The 16,567-nt window shown below is 52.8% G+C and carries 17 protein-coding genes; 7 read left to right on the top strand and 10 right to left on the bottom strand.

Annotation, left to right across the window (positions count from 1 at the left end; translation table 11 throughout):
- Positions 1-157: 157 nt before the first annotated feature.
- Positions 158-1,549: a NarK family nitrate/nitrite MFS transporter gene (locus HV352_RS10410; protein ID WP_016153284.1), complete on the bottom strand. Its 1,392-nt coding sequence runs from the start codon at positions 1,547-1,549 to the stop codon at positions 158-160.
- 340 nt (positions 1,550-1,889) lie between these two features.
- Here HV352_RS10410 and narX point away from each other — a divergent pair, with 340 nt between their 5' ends.
- Together narX and narL are read left to right on the top strand one after the other, a co-directional pair.
- Positions 1,890-3,686: a nitrate/nitrite two-component system sensor histidine kinase NarX gene (narX, locus tag HV352_RS10405; RefSeq protein WP_016156734.1), complete on the top strand. Its 1,797-nt coding sequence runs from the start codon at positions 1,890-1,892 to the stop codon at positions 3,684-3,686.
- Positions 3,679-4,329 (top strand): two-component system response regulator NarL, encoded by a 651-nt coding sequence (gene narL / locus HV352_RS10400; RefSeq protein ID WP_003020756.1) that lies wholly within the window; start codon positions 3,679-3,681, stop codon positions 4,327-4,329. The genes narX and narL overlap by 8 nt, the downstream gene beginning before the upstream one ends.
- Before the next feature lie 21 nt (positions 4,330-4,350).
- Here the strand turns inward: narL and HV352_RS10395 are convergent, their stop codons facing one another.
- Positions 4,351-5,736, bottom strand: coding sequence for a YchO/YchP family invasin (locus HV352_RS10395; RefSeq protein ID WP_071600324.1), 1,386 nt, complete (start codon positions 5,734-5,736; stop codon positions 4,351-4,353).
- 175 nt (positions 5,737-5,911) lie between these two features.
- On the opposite strand from HV352_RS10395, the gene HV352_RS10390 reads away from it, so the two are divergent.
- Both HV352_RS10390 and HV352_RS10385 read left to right on the top strand, forming a co-directional pair.
- A complete protein-coding gene (locus HV352_RS10390; RefSeq protein WP_049042858.1) occupies positions 5,912-6,265 on the top strand; it encodes a DsrE/DsrF/TusD sulfur relay family protein in 354 nt (117 codons plus the stop codon).
- Positions 6,266-6,527: 262 nt separating this feature from the next.
- Entirely contained in the window at positions 6,528-6,773 is a 246-nt protein-coding gene (locus HV352_RS10385) for a DUF1883 domain-containing protein (protein WP_003833405.1), read from the top strand.
- 54 nt (positions 6,774-6,827) lie between these two features.
- Here HV352_RS10385 and HV352_RS10380 read toward each other — a convergent pair whose 3' ends face one another.
- Both HV352_RS10380 and chaB read right to left on the bottom strand, forming a co-directional pair.
- A complete protein-coding gene (locus HV352_RS10380; RefSeq protein WP_003833406.1) occupies positions 6,828-7,523 on the bottom strand; it encodes a gamma-glutamylcyclotransferase in 696 nt (231 codons plus the stop codon).
- A gap of 196 nt (positions 7,524-7,719) precedes the next feature.
- Positions 7,720-7,950 (bottom strand): putative cation transport regulator ChaB, encoded by a 231-nt coding sequence (gene chaB, locus HV352_RS10375; RefSeq protein WP_181635407.1) that lies wholly within the window; start codon positions 7,948-7,950, stop codon positions 7,720-7,722.
- A gap of 275 nt (positions 7,951-8,225) precedes the next feature.
- On the opposite strand from chaB, the gene chaA reads away from it, so the two are divergent.
- On the top strand, positions 8,226-9,326 hold the full coding sequence (gene chaA, locus HV352_RS10370) for a sodium-potassium/proton antiporter ChaA (protein WP_016153289.1): 1,101 nt from the start codon (positions 8,226-8,228) through the stop codon (positions 9,324-9,326).
- A 152-nt stretch (positions 9,327-9,478) separates the two neighbouring features.
- Here the strand turns inward: chaA and kdsA are convergent, their stop codons facing one another.
- The 6 genes from kdsA to hemA are packed head-to-tail and all read right to left on the bottom strand — an operon-like array spanning position 9,479 to position 14,783.
- Positions 9,479-10,333, bottom strand: coding sequence for a 3-deoxy-8-phosphooctulonate synthase (gene kdsA, locus HV352_RS10365; protein ID WP_181635406.1), 855 nt, complete (start codon positions 10,331-10,333; stop codon positions 9,479-9,481).
- Positions 10,334-10,368: 35 nt separating this feature from the next.
- On the bottom strand, positions 10,369-11,178 hold the full coding sequence (gene sirB1 / locus HV352_RS10360; RefSeq protein WP_003020775.1) for an invasion regulator SirB1: 810 nt from the start codon (positions 11,176-11,178) through the stop codon (positions 10,369-10,371).
- A gap of 2 nt (positions 11,179-11,180) precedes the next feature.
- Positions 11,181-11,573, bottom strand: a complete 393-nt coding sequence (gene sirB2 / locus HV352_RS10355) for an invasion regulator SirB2 (RefSeq protein ID WP_016153291.1) — start codon at positions 11,571-11,573, stop codon at positions 11,181-11,183.
- Positions 11,570-12,403, bottom strand: a complete 834-nt coding sequence (gene prmC / locus HV352_RS10350; protein ID WP_181635405.1) for a peptide chain release factor N(5)-glutamine methyltransferase — start codon at positions 12,401-12,403, stop codon at positions 11,570-11,572. The genes sirB2 and prmC overlap by 4 nt, the downstream gene beginning before the upstream one ends.
- Entirely contained in the window at positions 12,403-13,485 is a 1,083-nt protein-coding gene (gene prfA / locus HV352_RS10345; RefSeq protein ID WP_016153293.1) for a peptide chain release factor 1, read from the bottom strand. Before prfA ends, prmC begins: the two co-directional genes overlap by 1 nt.
- A gap of 41 nt (positions 13,486-13,526) precedes the next feature.
- The gene (gene hemA, locus HV352_RS10340) at positions 13,527-14,783 is read right to left on the bottom strand and encodes a glutamyl-tRNA reductase (protein ID WP_016153294.1); all 1,257 of its coding nucleotides are present in this window, start codon (positions 14,781-14,783) and stop codon (positions 13,527-13,529) included.
- Positions 14,784-14,994: 211 nt separating this feature from the next.
- Between hemA and lolB the strand changes: the two genes are divergently transcribed.
- Entirely contained in the window at positions 14,995-15,618 is a 624-nt protein-coding gene (lolB, locus tag HV352_RS10335; protein ID WP_047358971.1) for a lipoprotein insertase outer membrane protein LolB, read from the top strand.
- Positions 15,615-16,466 carry a 4-(cytidine 5'-diphospho)-2-C-methyl-D-erythritol kinase gene (ispE, locus tag HV352_RS10330; protein WP_016153296.1) on the top strand — a complete coding sequence of 284 codons (852 nt, stop codon included), beginning with the start codon at positions 15,615-15,617 and terminating at the stop codon, positions 16,464-16,466. Before lolB ends, ispE begins: the two co-directional genes overlap by 4 nt.
- The last annotated feature ends 101 nt before the right edge of the window (positions 16,467-16,567 follow it).

Raw genomic sequence — 16,567 nt, 5'->3', positions numbered from 1 at the left:
TGGGTATTAAGGGGTATCCCCCCTGTTTAGCATATTGCGAGCGCCGTTCTAACAGGCTGTTGTCGTGCCACAACATAAAAGTATGTTGTAACTAATTGCAGGCAAAAAAAAGCGCGGTCTAACACCGCGCAATGGATAATCAACAGTTACTACTTTTTTACTTTTTAGAATGACGTCCGTACACCGCCCAGGTGATAACCACACAGGCGACATAGAAGATCAGGAATACTTTCATCGCATCGACCGGAGAGCCAGTTAATGCCAGGGACGTACCGAATGCTTTCGGGATAAAGAAGCCGCCGATCGCACCAATAGCTGAGATAAAGCCCAGCGCCGCCGCGGTGTCGGTCGCCGCCTCGCGCATCGCTTTCTCTTCTGAACCGCCTTCAGCTTTCACTCTGTCCATCGTCAGCTTGCGAAAGATAACGGAGATCATCTGGAAGGTTGAACCACTCCCCAGACCAGCCGTCAGGAACAGCGCCAGGAACACCGCAAAGAAGGCGATAAAGTTGCCACCGACACCGTTTGATGGCAGCGTCAGGAACAGTAAGGCACTGAAAATAGCCATCAGCACGAAGTTCACCAGCGTTACGCGGGTCCCCCCCAGCCGGTCAGAGATTGCGCCGCCTGCTGAACGAGCCAGAGCGCCAATTAACGGTCCAAAGAAGGCGTAATGCAGGATCTGTACCTCAGGAAACTGCGTTTTTGACAGCATCGCGAAACCGGCAGAGAAACCGATAAATGAACCGAAGGTTGCCAGATACAGCAGGCTCATAATCCACAGGTGCCCGCGTTTCAGCACCGGCAGTTGCTCTTTCAGCGAAGCTTTTGAGGTTGCCAGTTCATTCATACCAAACCATGCGGCCAGCGTTAATACAGCCAGGAACGGGACCCAAATCCATGCGGCGTTTGCCAGATACAGTTGCGTACCATCCGGTTGTTCAACACCCTGGCTGCCAAATGCGGCAAAGATTGACAGTGAAACCACCAGCGGAGCGACCAACTGCATCACGCTGACGCCCATGTTACCCAAACCACCGTTCAGACCCAGCGCGCCGCCCTGTTTCTGTTTTGGAAAGAAGAAGCTGATGTTTGCCATGCTGGAGGCAAAGTTCGCGCCGGCAAAACCGCACAACAGGGAGATAATGATAAAGGTACTAAATGGCGTGGAGGTATCCTGCACCGCAAAACCTAGCCATACGCAAGGAATGATCAGGATACCGGTGCTGAACGCCGTCCAGCGACGTCCACCAAACAGGGGGACCATAAAGGAGTACGGTACACGCAGCAGCGCACCGGACACCGAAGGTAATGCCGTCAGCATGAACAGTTGTTCAGTGGTGAAATCAAATCCGACTTTCGGTAAGTTCACCGCCACGGCGCTAAATAACATCCACACGCAAAACGCCAGCAGCAAGCAAGGGACGGAAATCCACAGGTTACGGCTGGCGATTCGATGACCACGCTGCTGCCAGAAGGCGGGATCTTCCGGCCGCCATTCGGTAATTACAGCTCCAGATGCCCTTTCCGGGGCAGATGAGTGACTCATAGACACCTCTGATACTTGTTTCGATGCCTGCCACATTAGGGTTTACAGCTGGAGGTAAGTTGATATAAATCAAAGGAAAAGGTGTCATTATTGATGCCTGAAATTTATCATCATCCTAAATGAGTACATAACTTCGGTAAAAAAGATGTGGTTTTTCACGCTTCTGTCGTCCCCTACTCCCCCTCGTTTAGGATCTCTCCCTCTAGCGGCAATTAAGGGGTAGCCCATTTGAGGTATGGGTATACTCCAGTGTATCGCCGAGAATAACGCCACTGCCTGCAGCAGAATCGTCATTCAATAAGGTTTTCGGTTTTACGAAAACCCGAAGGAACAAGTCACCATGTTTAAACGTTGTCTTTCCCCGCTTACGCTGGTCAACCAGGTGGCGCTGATTGTTTTATTGTCTACTGCCATCGGCGTGGCGGGTATGGCAGTCTCTGGCTGGCTGGTTCAGGGCGTTCAGGGTAGCGCGCATGCAATCAACAAAGCTGGATCGCTGCGCATGCAAAGCTATCGCCTGTTGGCGGCCATACCGCTGGACGCCAACGATCAACCACTACTGGATGAAATGGAGCAAACGGCGTTTAGCCCGGAATTGACGCGTGCCGCGCAGCGTGACGGACAACAGGCGCAGTTAAAAGCCTTACAGGATTACTGGCACACCAAACTGGCACCGGGGCTTGCGCATGCGCAAACGCCCGATGCGGTAGCGCAGGATGTCAGGCGCTTTGTGGGCGGACTGGATAAGCTGGTCACCGCCTTTGACCATACCACCGAATTACGCATTGAACGCGTCGTTCTGCTGCATCGCCTGATGGCCGTATTTATGGCGTTGCTGCTGGTCTTCACCATTATCTGGCTGCGCGTGCGCCTGTTACAGCCGTGGAAACAACTGCTGGCGATGGCGCGAGCCGTCAGTCAACGTGATTTTACCCAACGCGCACATATCAGTGGACGTAATGAGATGGCAGCGCTGGGCTCGGCGCTGAATAATATGTCGGAAGAACTGGCCGAAAGTTACGCGGTGCTGGAACAGCGGGTACAGGAGAAAACGGCGGGTCTGGAGCACAAAAATCAGATCCTCTCTTTCCTGTGGCAAGCCAACCGCCGTCTGCACTCTCAGGTGCCGTTGTGCGAACGCCTCTCTCCGGTACTGAACGGTCTACAAAATTTGACCCTGCTGCATGATATTGAACTGCGGGTCTATGACCTGGAAGATGAAGATAATCATCAGGAATTTACCTGCCAGTCCAATGTCAGCTGTGATGAGAAAGGCTGCCATTTGTGTCCGCGCGGTACGCTACCCGCCATTGACGGCGGTATCACGCTGAAATGGCGGCTAACCGATGCCCATACCCAGTATGGTATCCTGCTCGCGACTTTGCCGTACGGACGCCATCTCAGCCACGATCAGCAGCAACTGGTTGATACCCTGGTTGAGCAACTGACCGCAACGCTTGCACTCGACAGGCATCAGGAGCGTCAGCAGCAGTTGATCGTGATGGAAGAGCGTGCCACCATTGCGCGCGAACTTCATGATTCTATTGCACAATCGCTCTCCTGTATGAAGATGCAGGTGAGCTGTTTGCAGATGCAGGGCGATGCGCTTTCAGATAACTGCCGCGAGCTACTCAGTCAGATTCGTAACGAGCTAAACGCTTCCTGGGCGCAACTGCGCGAGCTGTTAACGACCTTCCGTTTACAGCTGACGGAACCTGGATTGAGACCGGCGCTGGAAGCCAGCTGTCAGGAATACAGCGCGCGTTTTGGCTTTACGGTTAAGCTGGATTATCAGCTGCCACCGCGTCTGGTCCCTTCGCATCAGGCGATTCACCTGCTACAAATTGCGCGCGAAGCCCTGAGCAACGCCCTCAAACACTCTCAGGCCGATGAAGTGGTCGTGACGGTGGTGCAAAATGGTAAGCAGGTCAAACTTACAGTGCAAGATAACGGCTGCGGCGTACCGGAAAACGCCGAACGCAGTAACCACTACGGCATGATAATCATGCGCGACCGTGCGCAAAGCTTGCGCGGCGATTGCCGTGTACGCCGTCGCGAGACAGGCGGTACTGAAGTTGCTGTCACTTTTATTCCCGAAACAAACTTCACAGAAGTCCAAGGAGATACCCATGAGTAATCTGGAACCGGCAACCATCCTGTTGATCGACGATCATCCGATGCTGCGAACCGGTGTAAAACAGCTTGTCAGCATGGCGCCCGATATCACCGTTGTCGGCGAAGCCAGCAATGGTGAGCAGGGTATCGAGCTGGCAGAATCCCTTGATCCCGATCTGATCCTTCTTGATCTCAACATGCCCGGCATGAACGGTCTGGAAACACTCGACAAGCTGCGTGAGAAATCACTGTCAGGCCGTATCGTCGTGTTTAGCGTATCCAACCATGAAGAAGACGTGGTTACTGCACTGAAGCGCGGTGCCGACGGTTATCTGCTGAAAGATATGGAGCCGGAAGATTTGCTGAAAGCATTGCAGCAAGCGGCTGCCGGTGAAATGGTGCTGAGCGAAGCCTTAACGCCGGTTCTGGCCGCCAGCCTACGCGCCAATCGTGCAACGTCCGACCGTGATGTTACCCAACTGACGCCGCGCGAACGCGATATTCTTAAGCTCATCGCCCAGGGCCTGCCTAACAAGATGATCGCCCGCCGCCTGGACATCACCGAAAGCACGGTAAAAGTTCACGTGAAGCATATGCTGAAGAAAATGAAGCTCAAATCACGTGTTGAAGCCGCGGTATGGGTGCACCAGGAACGTATTTTCTGATAACGCGCGCATGCGTCATTGTTAACGAGGATCATTTTCCGAAACGGTAGTAAACGGTTCGGTCAGTGATAGCGTGATCTCATTGGAAGAGACACGCTGGCCCTGCTCATCTTCTACCACCACAGACAACCGCCAGCGGTTCGTCGCACCTTCTCTGCTGTCCCACTTCGGCATAATAATCGTCCAGCCCTGCGCGCTTCGGTTATTGCTGCCAGCCGTTAAGCTCAACGCCTGAGTATCGCCCTGCCACGTCAGGTGGCGGATCCCATGCAAACTACGCACCTGCAGCTTCAGCGCCACCGTCTCTCCCGGTTTGAGATCCCAGGGTGGCGTGGCCAAAAATACCGACAGCGTTTTACGCTGGCGATACTCCAGCGTCGGCAAATTGTTACGCTGCGGATCGTCATAACGACTGCCGCGCAGTGAACGGCTGTTCGCCACCTCACTGACCATCAACTGTTTTTTTAACGGCACGCCAAAACGGTAACTAAGGGTTAAGCCGAGGTTATTCTGGCTGATGCCGCTTTCCCCCTGCTTATGCTGCGCTGTCACCGTGATTAGCGGCACCGGTGTATAGCTCAGCCCGAGGTTCACCGCCACCGGATTGTGATACCCGGTTCCCGAATGAAATAGATCCACCCGGTCGCCAAAATACTGTTCCACGCTGACGCTAGTATTGAGGTGTTGATAGAACGGCATCCGCATTTGCGCGGTCAGATCGTAGCCGCGGGCCATCCGTTGTTGCTGGGTTGCAAAACGATCCTGCCAGGAAGACAACGGTTGATAATAGTTAGCGGATAAGCGCAAATATTCGCCCCACGCCTCCGCGCCGAGGCCTCCCCGGGGCAGATTTTCATCCAGTAAGTTGTCATAAAAGGTGTTGTAACCCAGTAACCAACCGTCGCGTACCCAACGTTGCCCAATCCCCGCATTACTGACTAAGCCATCGTCCTGTTGCGTCACTCCTAGCTGGCTCCAGGTAAGATAACGTTGGTTATCCTGCCACGGCACAAACCAGCTTCCCCGACTCCCGGTAAAACTGCCTTCGTTATCAACTTGCAACCCGATGCTGGCGTTTCCCCAGGGAGAAAGCCAGGATTCCAGTTGCTGATTCACCTGTTCGCTGACCGTATCTCGCACCTGGCCAAACGCGAACTGCTTCGCCTGTTCACCGGTATCAAGCCCGTTATCAGTCATGCTGGCTTCACCAAACGCTTTGACCATTTCGGCAAAATGCTTTTCGCCTGCCCGCGACTCCGGGGCCATACCAAGATCGGGCAAGCCATCACTATTGTTATCGAAAGGGTTTTCAGCCTGGTGCACAAAGGACGACTGCGCGTTAGCAGTACCGCCTGCCAGCGGCAAGAGTGCGAATACAGCAAGAGAAGAACAGATAATACGGCTCAAATCGTTAGTGGTTTCTTACATCAATTAGCCACAGTGGCATACTTATCTTAAACCATAACGTTTTCAGCGTTGATTTTCAGCCCCTCCCCCTTTTTTCGGCATTATCCTGGCATTGAGAAATAGGTGTAACATACGTGTCGGTTATTAACGCTCACATGCAGTAACAGGAGTAAAAATGCAAAAGATAGTGATCGTCGCGAACGGAGCGGCTTATGGAAGCGAATCGTTATTTAACAGCCTGCGTCTGGCTATCGCCCTGCGCGAACAAGAAGCCGCTCTCGACCTGCGTCTGTTTTTAATGTCTGATGCCGTAACCGCAGGATTACGTGGTCAGAAACCCGCGGAAGGCTACAATATTCAGCAAATGCTGGAGATCCTGACAGCGCAAAATGTTCCGGTAAAACTATGCAAAACCTGCACCGATGGTCGTGGGATCACGGCGCTGCCGTTAATTGATGGAGTGGCCGTCGGCACGCTGGTAGAACTGGCTCAATGGACGCTGGCTGCAGATAAAGTGTTGACCTTCTGATACACCGTTTTCAGGCAAGCGCACTGAAAGTGTCGATAATTTCCGGATTTAATATTTGATGGGCGCGGTTTCGTTGAACGTTAGCACGCCCGTTCAACCCTTTTGAGGTGTTTTGTCACTTTTGTTTAATCGTTATGCCATTTTTTGATCAAAATCAGCATCCTGTTGCTCCCCCTTTGGTGTTATGCAATGAGTGAAATGTGAACAACATCACGCAGCACTTTCGACAGAAAGTACGTTGTTTTCAAGAACGGGGTGAAAAATGGCATTAGTGAAGGCAAGTTTAAAGTTATTTGGTGGCGATACGGTGGTTGTGCGCTGTTCCGAGCGCTGTCACATCCATCTGATGAGCGAAAAAAATCACGTCAAAGACACGCAGTCCGACATCTTAAGCGTGCAGGATCGTGATAACGCATGGTTGACCGTGCCCTATACCGGCGTCTGGAACGTGCTGATCGACAGCCACAGTCAGTCGCTTGAGCATTCAATAAGTTATATTGCAGCCTAAGCGTGACATGCCCGAAAAGCACCTGGCTTTCGGGCATGCAATTCCACACCGGGTTCAGGCAAACCCTGGCCGCATAACGCCTTCCGGCAGGTTCTCTCCCAACAATCGTTTGACCGTGATCACCAGATCATTAAGACAATCATCCTGCATACCCAACTTGACCAGCTCTTGTTCCAGCGAGAACAGATACTGGGCATTGGTGCCTAAAGGTCCGCTGGCCGTGGCGATAAGCGGCGCGATCACCTGCGCGCGCGTGTCTGACTCAAACAGCGGATGGCGCGGATCCATAATAAACACCAGCGCGTTCACCGTACGGCCGTCATCAAGCGCCAGCTGGCACCAGGTCGGCAGATAGCATCCGGTGATCATTTCTCGCTTCCACAGCAGAGAAAGCTCTTGTTCCAGCGACGCGTCCGGCAAGCGGTAGGCCACACCGGTGGTACGTCCGCCCTCTTTCAGGGCCAGCATGCGGCCTGGCTGACACGCCGTTCCTCGCCCCGCCGTCAGGCGCAGACAAAATGCACGGTGCCAGCCGACTAATGTGCCGGTACAGGACTCTTCAAACTCTAAGGCCGGGTTCCACATCAACGATCCATAACCGAAGATCCACACCGGTCCATCATCTGGTCGACAAGCGAGCGTGGCGGCCAGTGAGGCTGCACGTTGTTCCGCTGACCAGAGTAGTGATTCTTCAATAGCACCAAATGCCGTCTTACAGTCGGCATTCAATAAAAAATCACGCGTTAACACCTTACACCTCCGCCACTGCTGCTTCCCTGCGACAACTTTTTTGACGCCTTCCGGGCTTTTTTACTGCTCATTTTGAAACCAATAGCTGGACAATAGGCAATTCACCGCTCGCTTGCAAGCCAGTAACCGCGCGGCGTAGCACGATTCGCTAACGCCTGATGCAAGCGAGTTTATAAAGGCATTATAATTGATACTGTTACGTCTTTTTATGCCATTTATTATCATCACCTTTTTGGTAATCATTTTTAACCGCGGCCCACGCCACCTTATGTGCAGTCTCTTCTCGGGTGGCATCGTCACGTCGGTCAGATTTGTCTTTATACTGTTCCCAGGCGCTGTTGAAAGCTTCTTTATAAATGTCCTGAGCATGGGCTGGCAGAACGTGCTGCACGCTGTCAGGCAGATCACTTTTAGATTTATAGGGCATTGTGAACTCCTCTTTTTAGGCTAAACCTTAAGTGTGGTTAACAATGCGGCGAGACGCCAATAATGGACATTTTTAGAAATTTTCTTTACCTAACCTTCTGTTAATTAAACAGTCTATAAACAAGAAATTTGTTTTTGGCCGCTTTGAGAGGGAAAACAGGTGATGTAGTAAAATTTCGTAAAATGTCACCTACAAAACCACGTTTTCTGTTATTTTTTACATTCTTTAATACTTTTTATAATTATAAATACCTGCAGAGATGGAGAATTAATGCAATGACACAAGCACATGAGGCGGTAAAAACCCGCCACAAGGAGACCTCTCTCGTCTTCCCGATTTTGGCGCTGGTAGTACTGTTCTTCTGGGGGAGCAGTCAGTCACTACCAGTGGTCATCGGTATTAATGCGCTGGCCCTTATTGGTATATTAAGCAGCGCATTCAGCGTTGTCCGTCATGCGGACGTATTAGCGCATCGACTTGGCGAACCCTACGGGTCGCTGATCCTCAGTTTGTCCGTTGTTATTCTTGAAGTCAGCTTAATCTCCGCATTAATGGCAACCGGCGATGCCGCACCTACGCTCATGCGCGATACGCTGTATTCAATCATTATGATCGTAACCGGGGGTCTGGTCGGTTTTTCATTACTATTAGGTGGCCGTAAATTTGCCACTCAGTATATGAACCTATTTGGTATTAAGCAGTATTTAATCGCCCTGTTCCCACTGGCCATTATTGTACTGGTATTCCCGATGGCGTTGCCGGGGGCAAATTTCACTACCGCGCAGGCGCTGTTGGTGGCGTTAATTTCTGCGGCGATGTACGGCGTATTTTTGCTGATTCAAACTAAAACGCACCAAAGTCTGTTCATTTACGAGCATGAAGACGAGGGTGACGACGACGACCCGCATCACGGTAAGCCGTCAGCGCACAGCAATCTGTGGCACGCCGCCTGGCTTATCATTCATCTGATCGCTGTTATCGCCGTGACCAAGATGAACGCCAGCCCGCTTGAGACCTTGCTGACTGAACTGAATGCGCCGGTCGCATTTACGGGTTTCCTGGTGGCGTTACTGATCCTCTCGCCTGAAGGACTGGGCGCACTGAAAGCGGTTCTGAGCAATCAGGTACAGCGAGCAATGAATTTATTCTTCGGTTCGGTATTAGCCACAATTTCGCTGACCGTACCGGTGGTGACGCTGATTGCATGGGCAACCGGGAATGATTTGATGTTTGCGCTGGGTGCGCCAGAGATGATTGTGATGGTTTCATCACTGGTTCTGTGTCAGATCTCTTTCTCCACCGGACGCACCAATGTGCTTAACGGTGCAGCGCATCTGGCACTGTTTATCGCCTATCTGATGACAATATTTGCCTGATTATTATTTTAGACGTACCCCACGGTCCGCTTCAGGGCCGTTTTCTTTTCTACCGATATAACACAATTGATGGCGCGTCTGGTGCCTGACGACGACCTTGACACCCTTTTCAAATAGCAGGCCGGAGGGAAATTCCGGCCTGTCACACTCTCTTAGTTCTCGGTATCCAACTCGTCGAAGCTTTTCACCAGGTCATCAATCGCTTTAATCTGCGTCAGGAACTGTTCCAGCTTCGCCAGCGGCAACGCGGATGGGCCATCGCATTTCGCATTGGCTGGATCCGGATGCGCTTCAATAAACAGACCTGCCAGACCAACCGCCATACCGGCACGCGCCAGTTCGGTAACCTGCGCACGACGACCGCCGCTTGCTGCGCCAAACGGATCGCGGCACTGCAGCGCATGGGTAACGTCAAAAATCACCGGTGAGTTGTCGGAGACTTTCTTCATCACGCTGAAGCCCAGCATGTCCACAACCAGATTGTCATAACCAAAGTTCGCACCACGGTCACACAGAATAACCTTATCGTTGCCGCCTTCATGGAATTTATCCACGATATTGCCCATCTGGCCCGGGCTTACAAACTGCGGTTTCTTCACGTTGATAACGGCACCGGTTTTCGCCATCGCTTCCACCAGATCGGTCTGACGAGCGAGGAATGCCGGAAGCTGAATCACATCCACCACATCAGCAACAGGCTGTGCCTGGCTGGCTTCGTGAACGTCGGTGATCACTTTTACGCCAAAAGTCTGCTTCAGTTCCTGGAAGATTTTCATCCCTTCTTCAAGGCCCGGTCCACGGTAAGAGTGGATCGAAGAACGGTTGGCTTTATCAAAGGAGGCTTTGAACACGTAAGGGATACCCAGCTTTTGAGTAACGGTTACGTAGTGCTCACAAATGCGCATCGCCAGATCGCGGGATTCCAGCACGTTCATTCCGCCAAACAGCACGAACGGCAGGTCATTTGCCACGTTGATGTCGCCAATGCTAACCACTTTTTGTTTCATAGGATCGCCTTAAACGGTAGGTAAAGTGTCATTAATCAATGCAATACAATTTGTTTGTGCGAAATAGTATTAATCTGCGCACGAATCATTTCGCTGATCGGGTCTTCCGGACACTGTTCAACGAAATAACTTAAATCTGTCAGCGCAACATGTTCGCACTCGAGTTGCGCGTATATTAAACCACGATCGCGAATTTCATACGGATCTTCAGGATTAAACTGCAATAGTGCTTCACTGGCACGCAGCGCCAGCTCCATTTGCCGCTCTTCCATCAGTGATGATTTCAGCGTGTCGAGCAGTTTGCGGATCACTTCTGCGTTATCCGCTTCATCCAGGTCTTCGTTAAACAGCTCCGCGACCGGGCTGATGTTCCCCTTCAACCACACTTCCAGCGTGTGCTCATTTAACGTTTCGCCATTGAATGGATTGATTAGCCACATTTCACCATCGAGCGACTCAATACGAAGGATCAGTTGCGTCGGGAAAATCACCGGTACCAGCGGCAGCTCCAGTCTGTTGGCAATCCACAATAAGATCGCCCCCAGAGACACGGCGCTGCCCTGCCGATTTTTCAGTACCTGGTCAAGCCAGAGTGCATCAGAAAGACGATAGACGCCGTGGGTATCCGTAAATCCCCATTCGCCGTAAAAAAGTGCCAGCAGTTTTTCCAGTTGCTCATCCTGAGACAGGAGCTGGCTAATTTCTTCTTGCGCCAGACTGACCAGACGTTCCAGTTCGTCATAGACAGTTTGTGTTGGAAAATCCAGACGGATAGACTCCGACGCCAGGATCATCCCATCACACAATGGCGCTTTATTAAATTCGAAATCAGCTAACGACCTCATGCTTACCCCAGTAACGGTATTTTTGTGGTGGCGAGTTTAATGATGATGTACAGCACCACCAGCGCCAGCGGAAATGCGACTAATCGCGCCTGCTGACTGCGCGCCCGACGATAATCGAGCGCAATAAAACCCAAAACGATGTAAATGATAACCCCAAACAGCTTTTCAGTCAGCCATGTCCCGTGCTCAGTGAATGGCAGGATGTGCGCTTTAACCATTAGCGCCACGCCGCTGAGTAATAAAACGGTATCCACAACCGGTGGCACAATGCGCGTCCAGCGTGCGCAGGCAAGACGCGAGTCGGTGTAACGCCACCAAAAACGCAGCGTCAGCAAACCAACGGAAAGCGCAATACTGATGAGATGAATGTTGAGTAACACACTGAAGGTACTCATGTTGGGATGCGTCCAAGCGTAATTCGCTCATTGCCGCCATAATCACGGCAGGTTTCAACCGCCTGGTAACCCGTACGAGTAAAGACGTCCCGGACGGCCTGCCCCTGCTGCCAGCCATGTTCCAGCAACAGATAGCCGCCAGGCGTTAACACGCGCTGAGACTGGTCAATGATATGCACGATATCCGCCAGTCCCCGATCGCCCGCCACCAGTGCCGACAGAGGTTCAAAGCGTACATCGCCTTGCGCCAGGTGCGGATCCTGTTCGTCGATATACGGCGGATTGCTGACAATCATGTCAAACTGTTGTCCCTGCAAAGCGCTGAACCAGTTGCTTTGCAGCACGCAAACATTGTCGATGCCCAGATGCTGTTTGTTGCGAGTGGCCAGCGCAACGGCATCCGGCATGCGGTCAACCGCCGTTACTGCGCAATCCGGACGTTCGGTTGCCAGCGCCAGCGCAATGGCGCCCGTGCCAGTTCCCAAATCGAGAATGCGGCATGCTGAGGCCGGCAGGCGAGCCAGCGCCTGTTCCACCAGACACTCAGTATCCGGACGAGGAATAAGCGTAGCCGGAGACACAAACAGCGGCAGTGACCAGAACTCCCGCACGCCGGTTAAATGCGCCACCGGCTCACCCCGCTGACGGCGCTCCAGTAATGTGTCGAGCTGTTGACGCTGCGCCTCGGTTAATACCGTTTCACCAAAAGCCAAAATAAAGGTGCGTCCTTTACCGGTAACAAACTCGAGCAAAATCTCGGCGTCACGGCGCGGGCTTTCACTTGCCTGTAATTGGCTTATCGCTTCACGCAGCCAGTGCTGATAATCCATTAATCCTGCTCGGACAACGCCGCCAGTTGGTCGGCCTGGTATTCCTGGACAATTGGCTCAATGAGCATATCCAGTTTGCCTTCCATCGCTTCATCCAGACGGTAGAGCGTCAGGTTAATGCGGTGATCGGTCACGCGACCCTGCGGGAAGTTATAGGTACGGTTGCGATCGCTGCGATCGCCGCTGCCCAACAGATTGCGACGTTCAGAGGCTTCGGCCTGTTGACGTCTTGCCACTTCGGCGGCACGAATTCGCGCCCCCAGCACCGACATCGCTTTCGCTTTGTTTTTATGCTGCGAACGTTCGTCCTGGCATTCCACTACGATACCGGTCGGCAAGTGGGTAATACGGATTGCGGAGTCGGTGGTGTTAACGTGCTGACCCCCTGCGCCTGATGAGCGGAAGGTATCAATACGCAGATCGGCCGGGTTGATGTCCGGCAGTTCGGCATCTGGTAGTTCCGGCATGACCGCGACCGTACAGGCAGAAGTGTGAATACGGCCCTGTGACTCCGTCGCAGGTACGCGCTGCACACGATGCCCACCGGACTCAAATTTCAGTCGACCGTACACGCCTTCGCCGCTAATTTTGGCAATGACTTCTTTAAACCCGCCATGTTCGCCTTCGCTGGCGCTCATGATCTCTACCCGCCAGCGACGCGATTCAGCGTAACGGCTGTACATGCGGAATAGATCGCCGGCAAACAGCGCGGCCTCATCACCACCGGTTCCCGCACGCACTTCGAGGAAGGCGTTACGTTCGTCATCAGGATCTTTAGGCAACAGCAGAACCTGCAGATGTTGCTCCAGCTGCTCGCATTTATCTTTTGCTTCACGCAGTTCATCCTGCGCCATTTCACGCATTTCAGGATCGTCGAGCATCATCTGAGCCGTCTCGATATCTTCCTGAACCTGTTGCCAGTCCGTAAAACAGCGAGATACATCGCTTAATTGCGCATATTCGCGCGACAGTGCACGAAAGCGTTCCTGGTCTGCGATAGTACCCGCATCCCCGAGCAGCGCCTGAACTTCTTCATGGCGTTCATGCAGGGCTTCCAGTTTGGCAACGATAGAAGGCTTCATAGGCGTAAATGCACCCTGTAAAAAATAAGATTGGTGTGCTGCTACTCCAGCCCGAGGCTGTCGCGCAGAATATTCAGGCGTTCACTATCCCCGTCACGGGCGGCCTGTTGAAGTGATTTGGTTGGTGCATGGATCAAGCGGTTGGTCAGTTTCCAGGCCAGATCCTGCATAATGGCTTGCGCATCACCACCCTGCTGAAGAGCGGCCAACGCTTTGGCTGTCAGTTCATCACGGATCTGTTCTGACTGACTGCGATACTCGCGGATAGTTTCACTTGCGCCCTGAGCGCGTAGCCAGGCCATAAATTCGCTGGTTTCCTGCGCCACAATGGTTTCGGCTTCCACGGCCGCCGCTTTGCGCTGGGCCAGGTTATGCGAAATGATGCTTTGCAGGTCGTCAACGCTGTACAGATAGGCGTTGGACAACTTACCCACTTCCGGCTCGACATCGCGCGGTACGGCGATATCCACCAGCAGCATAGGTTGATTACGGCGATTTTTAAGCGCGCGCTCCACCATTCCTTTGCCGATAATCGGCAGCGGGCTGGCGGTAGAACTGATAATAATATCGGCATCCTGTAAACGCGCGTCGATATCACTCAGCGAAATCACTTCGGCGCCGACTTCATCCGCCAGCACTTGCGCCCGCTCGCGGGTACGGTTGGCGATGATCATCTTCTTCACTTGATGCTCACGCAGGTGTCGCGCCACCAGCTCAATGGTTTCGCCTGCGCCCACTAACAGCACGGTCACCGTGGAGAGCGATTCAAATATTTGCCGCGCCAGCGTACAGGCGGCAAAAGCCACGGACACGGCGCTGGCACCGATGTCTGTTTCTGTACGTACACGTTTAGCGACAGAGAATGATTTCTGGAACATGCGCTCCAGCGCACTGGCGTTCAGGTGACCTTTTTGCGAATCCGCAAAAGCTTTTTTCACCTGCCCCAGAATCTGCGGTTCACCAAGCACCAGCGAATCCAGACCGCTGGCAACACGCATCAAATGACTGACGGCGTCGTTGTCCTGGTGCCAGTACAGGCTATTGCGCAAGTCTTCTTCATTAAGATTATGGTAATCGCACAGCCAGCGAACCAGCGCTTCTTGCAGGTTATCCTGCTCTTCAACGCTGAGATACAGTTCCGTACGGTTACACGTCGACAGCACCACCCCGCCCTGCACCATTGGCTGCGCAAGCAGGCTGTCCAGCGCCTGATCGAGCGTATCCGGCGAAAACGTTACGCGTTCTCGCAGCGATACAGGTGCCGTTTTATGGTTAATACCAAGCGCTAAAAGGGTCATGTGTGCGGGAATAGTACCAGCGTTGATAAGGTTAGACTGGGTGCATCATACAGGATGCGTGCGGTCAATAAAAGAGACTGCCCCCTTTTGGAGTAATAGCTTAGTGCACAAATTTGAGCGATTTAAGATAACTTGAACGTAGACGATGTATGATGGCGGCGCTAGCATTAAGAGTTATAACTGCAACGTATCTCAAGGATTTGTCATCATTATGACCCTGCCTGATTTTCGCCTGATTCGCCTGCTGCCGCTCGCGGCCCTGGCTCTTACCGCCTGTACGCTCAATGCGCCGAAAGGTCCCGGCAAAAGCCCTGACTCTCCACAGTGGCGCCAGCACCAGCAGGAAGTACGCGCCCTGAACCAATATCAGACGCGCGGTGCATTTGCGTATATTTCCGATCAACAGAAAGTCTATGCCCGCTTTTTCTGGCAACAAACCGGACAGGATCGCTACCGTCTCCTGCTGACCAATCCCCTGGGCAGCACTGAACTGGAACTCAATGCCCAGCCGGGCAACGTCGAACTTGTCGATAACAAAGGCAAGCACTACACCGCTGACGACGCCGAAGAGATGATTGGTAAGCTGACCGGCATGCCTATTCCATTGAATAGCCTGCGCCAGTGGATCCTTGGCCTGCCGGGAGACGCCAGCGATTACAAACTCGACGATCAGTATCGTCTGAGTGAAGTGAACTACAGCAAAGACGGTAAAAACTGGAAAGTGGTCTATAGCGCCTACGACAGCAAAATTAAGCCTGCGATGCCGGCAAACATGGAACTGTCCGACGGCGATCAGCGTATTAAGCTGAAAATGGATAACTGGATTGTGAAATGATGACCCACTGGCCCTCTCCGGCAAAACTGAATCTGTTTTTATACATCACCGGGCAGCGTGCGGACGGTTATCACACCTTGCAGACGCTATTCCAGTTTCTTGATTATGGCGACACGATAGGTATTGCGCTGCGTGGCGACGGCGAAATCCGCCTGTTAACGCCGGTGGAAGGCGTTGCACATGAAGACAATCTCATTGTCCGTGCGGCGCGCTTGCTGATGAAGGCGGCGTCTGAAAGCGATCGCCTTCCCAAAGGGAGCGGCGCCGATATCAGTATCGAAAAACGCCTACCGATGGGCGGCGGTCTTGGCGGAGGTTCGTCGAATGCGGCTACCGTCCTGGTGGCGCTGAATCACCTTTGGCAGTGCGGACTTTCGGTTGATGAACTGGCAGGACTCGGCTTAACGCTGGGGGCGGACGTTCCCGTATTCGTGCGCGGCCATGCGGCCTTTGCTGAAGGCGTAGGTGAAATTCTGACCCCGGTCGAGCCAGAGGAAAAATGGTATCTGGTCGCACACCCGGGAGTCAGTATTCCGACGCCGGTGATTTTTAAAGATCCCGACCTCCCGCGCAACACGCCAAAAAGGTCAATAAAAACGTTACTAAAATGTGAATTCAGCAATGATTGCGAGGTTATCGCAAGAAAACGTTTTCGCGAGGTTGATGCGGCGCTTTCCTGGCTGTTAGAATACGCGCCGTCGCGCCTGACTGGTACAGGGGCTTGTGTCTTTGCTGAATTTGACACTGAGTCTCGTGCTCGCCAGGTGCTTGAGCAAGCCCCGGAATGGCTCAAAGGCTTTGTGGCGAAAGGTGTCAACCTCTCCCCATTGCACAGAGCGTTACTCTAAATCATTCGGGTTTCAGGAAGATGGCGAAATATGCCAGCACACATGAAACGTGAAAGATGACGAGTAAGCCGGGCAAGCTGAGTTGCGGTGACAACGTCACC

Source organism: Citrobacter sp. RHBSTW-01044 (genome assembly GCF_013781945.1).
GTDB lineage: Bacteria > Pseudomonadota > Gammaproteobacteria > Enterobacterales > Enterobacteriaceae > Citrobacter > Citrobacter braakii.
The sequence above is the reverse complement of the archived record's forward strand: the minus strand, read 5'-3'. Positions and strand labels throughout refer to the sequence as shown.